This window comes from Paenibacillus sp. TAF43_2 (assembly GCF_052113545.1).
Lineage (GTDB): Bacteria > Bacillota > Bacilli > Paenibacillales > Paenibacillaceae > Pristimantibacillus.
This window is the reverse complement of record NZ_JBFRDK010000253.1, coordinates 1-6,539: the sequence shown is the minus strand read 5'-3', so window position 1 is coordinate 6,539 and position 6,539 is coordinate 1. Positions and strand designations below refer to the sequence as shown.

Annotated in this window: 8 protein-coding genes; 6 read left to right on the top strand and 2 right to left on the bottom strand. The window is 43.2% G+C overall.

The genetic code is table 11. The annotated features are described in order from the left end of the window. The 4 genes from AB4Z17_RS30885 to AB4Z17_RS30870 all read left to right on the top strand — a co-directional run. Positions 1-969: right-handed parallel beta-helix repeat-containing protein (locus AB4Z17_RS30885; RefSeq protein WP_441964114.1), on the top strand; the 969-nt coding region annotated here is incomplete at its 5' end. Further along, positions 966-1,535, top strand: a complete 570-nt coding sequence (locus tag AB4Z17_RS30880; RefSeq protein WP_441907368.1) for a nitrous oxide reductase accessory protein NosL — start codon at positions 966-968, stop codon at positions 1,533-1,535. The genes AB4Z17_RS30885 and AB4Z17_RS30880, both read left to right, overlap by 4 nt. After that, the gene (locus tag AB4Z17_RS30875) at positions 1,532-2,353 is read left to right on the top strand and encodes an ABC transporter permease (RefSeq protein ID WP_441907369.1); all 822 of its coding nucleotides are present in this window, start codon (positions 1,532-1,534) and stop codon (positions 2,351-2,353) included. Before AB4Z17_RS30880 ends, AB4Z17_RS30875 begins: the two co-directional genes overlap by 4 nt. Next, positions 2,346-3,083: an ABC transporter ATP-binding protein gene (locus tag AB4Z17_RS30870; RefSeq protein WP_441964112.1), complete on the top strand. Its 738-nt coding sequence runs from the start codon at positions 2,346-2,348 to the stop codon at positions 3,081-3,083. The genes AB4Z17_RS30875 and AB4Z17_RS30870 overlap by 8 nt, the downstream gene beginning before the upstream one ends. A gap of 66 nt (positions 3,084-3,149) precedes the next feature. Here the strand turns inward: AB4Z17_RS30870 and AB4Z17_RS30865 are convergent, their stop codons facing one another. Both AB4Z17_RS30865 and AB4Z17_RS30860 read right to left on the bottom strand, forming a co-directional pair. Further along, positions 3,150-3,641: a hypothetical protein gene (locus tag AB4Z17_RS30865; RefSeq protein ID WP_441964110.1), complete on the bottom strand. Its 492-nt coding sequence runs from the start codon at positions 3,639-3,641 to the stop codon at positions 3,150-3,152. A 19-nt stretch (positions 3,642-3,660) separates the two neighbouring features. Continuing rightward, entirely contained in the window at positions 3,661-5,067 is a 1,407-nt protein-coding gene (locus tag AB4Z17_RS30860) for a PepSY-associated TM helix domain-containing protein (protein ID WP_441964108.1), read from the bottom strand. Positions 5,068-5,319: 252 nt separating this feature from the next. Here AB4Z17_RS30860 and AB4Z17_RS30855 point away from each other — a divergent pair, with 252 nt between their 5' ends. Next, positions 5,320-6,378: an LLM class flavin-dependent oxidoreductase gene (locus AB4Z17_RS30855; protein WP_441964106.1), complete on the top strand. Its 1,059-nt coding sequence runs from the start codon at positions 5,320-5,322 to the stop codon at positions 6,376-6,378. Positions 6,379-6,393: 15 nt separating this feature from the next. Next, on the top strand, positions 6,394-6,539 hold a 146-nt coding region (locus AB4Z17_RS30850; protein WP_441964116.1), incomplete at its 3' end, for an NADPH-dependent FMN reductase.

Below are 6,539 nucleotides of genomic sequence, written 5' to 3'. Positions count from 1 at the left end.
ATACACACCGGCTCCTTTGGTATCAAGATGAGGAAAGCAAATAACGGTGAAGTCCGAAACACAAAAATTGATTGGGTTGGCGTAGCTCAGAATCGTCCATTGAAACTATCTGACAAAGGAAATGGAATAGATCTGTATGAGTCGAATGGGAATAACTTCAATGGGAATACGATTTCTTCTATGCACGATGGTATTTATATGGAGAACAGCGATGATAATTTAATCGAAAATAATCATTTTGAGCTGCTGCGTTATGGTGTGCATTGCATGTATACCAAAGGGACGGTCATTCGCAAAAATTACGGCAATCTGAACATTACTGGAGCAATGATTATGGCTGTTCGTGATGTCGAGGTTTCTGGAAACCGATTCAATAAACAAAGTGAAAGTGTTAATTCCCAAGGCATTTTATTGTTTGACGCACATGATACATCAATCATAGGCAATCATGTCGAGGGAAACCGCGTCGGGCTTTATGTAGAACAATCCACGCAAAACAAAATAGAAGACAATGCTGTAATCGGCAATTTTATTGGGATACAGCTGCTAGATGCTAAAGATAATGTGATCACTAAAAATCAGTTTGTAGGTAATGTGGCAAGCGCAGAAGCAAAAAATAGTATTGGCAATGCGCTAGACGGTAACTACTGGGATTCCTTCCAAGGCATTGATACGGAAGGCGATGGCAGAAGCGATATAGCCTATGCATTAAATCCTTTTTTTCAAAGTCTTGTTAAAGCGAAGCCAGGTTTTCAATTGTTTTTTCAGTCGCCAGGTATGATCTTTCTTGAAGATCTCTATCAGTCGGATAGACAGCTCTGGTCAACAGACTTTTCTCCGTTGATGCGGCCAAATGGGAAATTGAATGTTATATTACCGACACAAACGCTGCTGCATTCTGCATTAGTTGGCAGTGGACTTTTGATTTTGGCATTTTTAATCATTTATATGGGGGTAAGAAAAAGATGAAAACGGGACGATTTGGTGCAGCACTTTTTTTAATTGTTATTTTGATGCTGGCAAGCGCTTGTGGAGCCAAGGAATACAAGCCGCAAGCCATTAACGAAGAAACGGATAAATGCGTCATCTGCAATATGGCAGTAAAGGATGATCCTTACGCAACCCAAATCATAACGAAGGACGGTCAGTCTTTAAAATTTGATGATATTGGATGCATGAATAAGTGGAAAGTTGAGAACGGAACCGAAACATTAGGTGCAGAGTTTGTTAGAGATCATAATAGCGGAGATTGGGTTAAATATGAGAAAGCTTATTATGCTTACGATGCTGAGTATATTACTCCAATGGCTTATGGCGTTATTGCCTTTGAGGATAAAGCGTCCGCTCAAGCTTACATCGACGAGCAAGGTAAGGGACAGCTCCTTAGCTCGGATGAGCTTGCTCATCATAAATGGGAAGTTAACCGGGAAATGATGGATATGGAAGACATGGAGAAGCACAATGAAAGCATGCATTCCGATGGAAGCAAAGATGAGATGGACATGGGCCATGAAACGGAAGGTAACCAGTCGTGATTCAGACGATTTATTTTGCAATAAGGGAATTGAAGCTAGGGTTTCGCAATCCGTGGGCCTATTCATTTATGGGTCTTTTTGCATTATTTATGCTCTGCCTACTCTTAATTAATGCGCAAGGTTATGTTCAGGGCTATTCTGGCATTACCGGAACAACGCTTAATCTAGTCTTATATTTATTGCCATTGATGTCCCTGCTGCTCGGCTCGTTTTCTTTGACCGCAGAGAAGGAGGACGGAAGCTGGGAGCTATTATCGACATATCCTATCAGCACCTGGTCATTTATGCTCGGAAAATACTTAGGGCTTGCAGTTGTGCTGCTAGTCATCGTTTTTGTAGGTTTTGGCGCTGCGGGTCTTCTTGGTTTAGCCGCTGGATCAGGCTTTGGATTGCAGACATATGTGCAGTTGCTATCCTTTTCTGCCAGCATTGCTTTGTTTTTTCTTGCCATTGCTCTGCTCATAGGTACACTCGCGAAAAATCGCTGGCAAGCCTTAACGATTGGTGTAGCCATTTGGTTTTTTGCCATTATCGGCTGGCCGCCATTGCTTATTTCCGTCCTTGGCTTCATGCCATATCCTGTTATCAAGCCAGCAGTTACTGTACTCACTTTTGTTAATCCAGCAGAGCTTTCCAGGCTTTTTACAGTAGTGAAGCTTGGCGGGGGAGCCATAGTAGGTCCGGAATATTATGAATGGATCAAATGGATCAAGCAGCCTGGGGGGAGTATAGGTTTCGCTTTTACAGCTGTTCTATGGATAGGATGCGTGATCACAGCTGCACAGTTCATTTGGGAGAGAAGGCGATCATATGCCTGATCCTTTAGTGAAGCTTGAAGGCGTCAAGAAATCAATAAAGAAACAAGTCGTCATTAATACGCTTGATTTGAACGTGGAACGAGGTCAAATTTTGGCTTTGTGCGGAGGAAATGGCGCAGGCAAAAGTACGATTTTAAGAATGATCGCAGGTATATCACAGCCTGACAGCGGTATTATTGCTGTTCAAGGCTTGCGTTGGAAAGATGATCGCAAGCGTTATGCTGAGCTTATAGGTTACATGCCGGATGATTTTCGGTTTGGTACTGGATTAACAGCTTATGAAACACTTGCATTTTGGGCATCGCTGCGAGGGGTACCAAAACTAAGAGTACAGGAAGTGCTGGAGGAAGTAGGCCTTGCGGATACTGGGAAAAAATCAGTATCCTCCTTCTCGAAAGGAATGCGACAACGAGTATTGTTTTCACAGGCTTTATTGGCCAAGCCGCCCATTGTATTGATGGATGAGCCTACTAATGGTCTTGATCCTTACTGGATTGAAACCTTCGTACGTATGGTGAAAGAAATCGCAGCGAATGGCCAGACTGTTATTTTTTCAACCCATCAACTTCATGTGGCAGAGGCGCTTGCAGACCGAATTGCTCTGTTAAGAGGCGGTCATATTGAGCTTGAAGGCTCTTCTGTACAGATTCGGGAGCAATTAGGCGCGAGAGGACTTCAGGATGCATTCGCAGAGTGGTTTGGATTAACGGGCAGCCTTAACGGATTTTAATTATTCCCTAATACACAAAACAAATCCCCCGACCTGTTTAGGCGGGGGATTTGTTGCATCTCTTCATTAATGATGATGTCCGCTCTCCACAGGTGCAGGTTCACCAGAATGTTGTGCGCTCTCCAGCATTGCTAGCTTTTCAATCGCATCCTTGCCAATCGCAAAGCGTTTGGTCGGCATAACCTGATCGTTTGCAAAATGAATGCGAGATTGGACAACATAAAGGCCTTCCTTAGCAATCGGATGCATGACACTATATACTCCAGGCGACAATTGTTCTGCTTGTATAGTCACGGCGGAAGACTGGTCGTCTTCCAGCCAGATGATGAATTGTGCTTGATCTGCGTTTATCATCGGCTTACCGCTCTTAAGGACTTCTACGGAGAAATGGTTTGGTTTTTCAATTTCGATTTTTTCAGGCAAAAGAAGATTAACGGTTAGATGAGGCGGTAGACCGCGCTCGTCAACTTCAGCAGCTTTGGCAGTGCAGCTACATAACAATAAGACAAGAAGAAGCGACAATACAGACTTATACAAATGGCGGATGGTTACATTCATAAGTACATTCTCCTTAAGCTTAGACCGAGAACCAGTGCCGTAGCGACTTTATTCTGCGGAGGATGAATAGATCGAGGACAAGAACAACGAGAATCGATAAGCCAACTAAGGGCATTAAAGCGCCGCATGCCAACATGATGATCAGTACGCCAATCGTTATTTTTCTGCTCTTTGGTTTGGCTGGAGCGCCAAGTTTGCCTTCAGGCTTACGCTTGCGCCACATGACATAAGAGCTTATGGCTACCAGGATAAGTCCCATGCAGGCAATTAATCCAAGCAGCTGATTGGCTAAGCCAAATAGGGTACCTTCATGAAAAGCGATGCCATATGAAATCGCTTTAGCCATAATACCATAATCTGCAAAGCGTACATCTGTCAGTACTGCTCCGCTATATTGATCGATGTGAAGCGTTGCATCCTTACCCGGTGTGGGATGTGATGTGGATACAGTAAATACACCGGTCTCTCCAATAGGGATTGTAATCGTGTAGGGTTTCAGAACATGACGCTGATCAGCAATATCTTCCATTTCATTCATGCTTAAAGGTACATAACCCCCTAGTACAGAAGCGGGAACCGGTAAACTTTCTGCTGCCCAAGGCAAATCCTCGGCAATATCTTTGGCGACCGTAACGGATTCAGGTTTTGCGCCAAAGATGGAAGCGAAGGGAGGCGTATTCGTGTTCGTTGAATTAGCCAGCTTATCGATTTGTCCACCCATAATCCCAGACCATGGCAGTCCTCCAGCTATAATGACTAACAAAACGAGGGATATCCAAAATGCAGGAACCGCATGCAAATCTCTYCAGAAAATACGGCTTCCGGGTTTAGTGAGCCTTGGGAGAATAGTTCCCCATATGGCAGCTTTATTGCGAGGCCACCAAAGGAATAAACCGGTCAATAACATGATGATCGCCCAGCATGCTGCAAGTTCTACAAGCCGGTTGGCAAAGGTACCGCCTATAACTAGCTCGCTGTGCATTTTTTTGAAAAAAGCGGAAAATGTTTTGTCACTATTCATCATGCCAAGTACATTGCCAGTGTAAGGATCCACGTACATCGTTGTGGAGGTTCCATTCCGGCTTACCGACATTTTGTAGCTTGATTTAGGATCATCATCGAGCGTAATAGACGATACTATAGTGCCTGGATATGCTTTTGTTGTTTTTTCAATAATTCCCTCAGGCGGCATCTTGGTTGTTCCAACTTCACGAACAGTAAGCATATCTTTGTACAAATATCCCTCGATCTGCGGTTTGAATAAATAGACGGAACCGCTGAATGCTAAAACGATCAAGAAGGGTGCAAAAATAATGCCTGCGTAAAAATGCCATCTCCATACCGACTGATAAATGGCTTGGCGTAATCCTGTTGACGCGCGTTTTTTCATCCCGGGTTCAGATGCGTTTAATTTTTCTACTGGCATATTGCTCATAAAACGTTACCCCGTTCCTGTAATAATAAAATCTCATTTATTATAACGTCATGAAGGATAACTTCGGATGACTCGATAGAGCTATCATTTCAAATCTAAAAAGGTGTAAATATCACAATAGTATACTTTTAGATACCCTGTTCCTCGAAAGTACGTACTTCCATTACCTATTTAAAAGAGTAATAATAGGGTCATAACAAAAAGTAATTAACTTAATTTATATAAGAGAGAGGTTGATATATAGTGGAAAAATATCGTATCGATCAAAGCAAAGGAATAGAGTTTGGGCTTTACTCTCTAGGGGATCATTTGCCCAACCCGCATACGGGCGAGCGGATCTCTGCACAGCAGCGCATTAAAGAAATCATTGAAGCGGCCAAATTATCTGAACAAGCAGGTCTTGATGTATTCAGCGTTGGTGAAAGTCATCAGGAATACTTTGTATCCCAAGCCCATGCAGTTATTCTTAGCGCTATCGCTCAGGCAACAGATAAAATTAAAATATCAAGCTCAGCGTCGATTATAAGCACTTCCGATCCCGTTCGTGTCTATGAAGACTTTGCGACGATCGATTTGATATCGAGTGGACGAGCAGAAATCGTGGCTGGCAGAGCATCACGAATCGGGTTGTTTCAATTGCTTGGGTATGATCTTCGTGATTATGAAGAGCTGTATGAAGAGAAATTCGAGCTGTTAAATGTAATCAATAATCAGGAGACGGTTACATGGACTGGACAATTTCGTGCTCCTCTAAACGATGCAAAAATATTGCCACGGCCGTTAAACGGCTCTTTACCGATATGGCGTGCAGTAGGGGGATCGCCAGCTAGTGCGATAAAAGCTGGAATGGCAGGGGTGCCAATGATGCTGGCGACATTAGCAGGACCGTCATCAAGCTTTAAATTATCTGTTGACGCCTACCGAAGAGCTGCTGAACAAAGTGGTTTTGACCCAGCAGCGCTGCCAGTTGCAACCACTAGCTTGTTTTATGTAGCGGAGACCTCACAGCAAGCGATGAAGGAAGCGTACCCTCATGTTAACAAAGGAATGGAATTTTCTAACGGACGCGGTTTTCCGAAGCAGCATTTTGCTCAAGGTGCCGATACCCGCAATGCTTTGATGGTCGGAAGTCCTCAAGAAATTATTGAAAAAATACTATATCAATATGAGCTGTTTGGTCACCAGCGTTTTCTCGCTCAAATCGAATTTGGAGGCGTATCATTTGAAAAAATCATGGAGATGATTGAAACCATTGGCACTGTTATTTTACCCGCAATAAAAAAATATACAGCAGCGAAATAATAGGAGGGATTCATTATGAGAATTGTTGGTTTGTCGGGATCAATCGTGGGCTCAAAAACAAGAACAGCAATGAATTACACATTGGAATCTGTCAAAAAGCAGTACCCTGATGCGGAAGTGACGTTAATTGATTTAGCCGATTATACGATTCAATTCAGCGA

Coding starts and splice junctions, on each gene's coding strand:
- AB4Z17_RS30865 (WP_441964110.1), bottom strand. CDS start 3,641: ATGAATGTAACCATCCGCCATTTGTATAAGTCTGTATTGTCGCTTCTT.
- AB4Z17_RS30870 (WP_441964112.1), top strand. CDS start 2,346: ATGCCTGATCCTTTAGTGAAGCTTGAAGGCGTCAAGAAATCAATAAAG.
- AB4Z17_RS30880 (WP_441907368.1), top strand. CDS start 966: ATGAAAACGGGACGATTTGGTGCAGCACTTTTTTTAATTGTTATTTTG.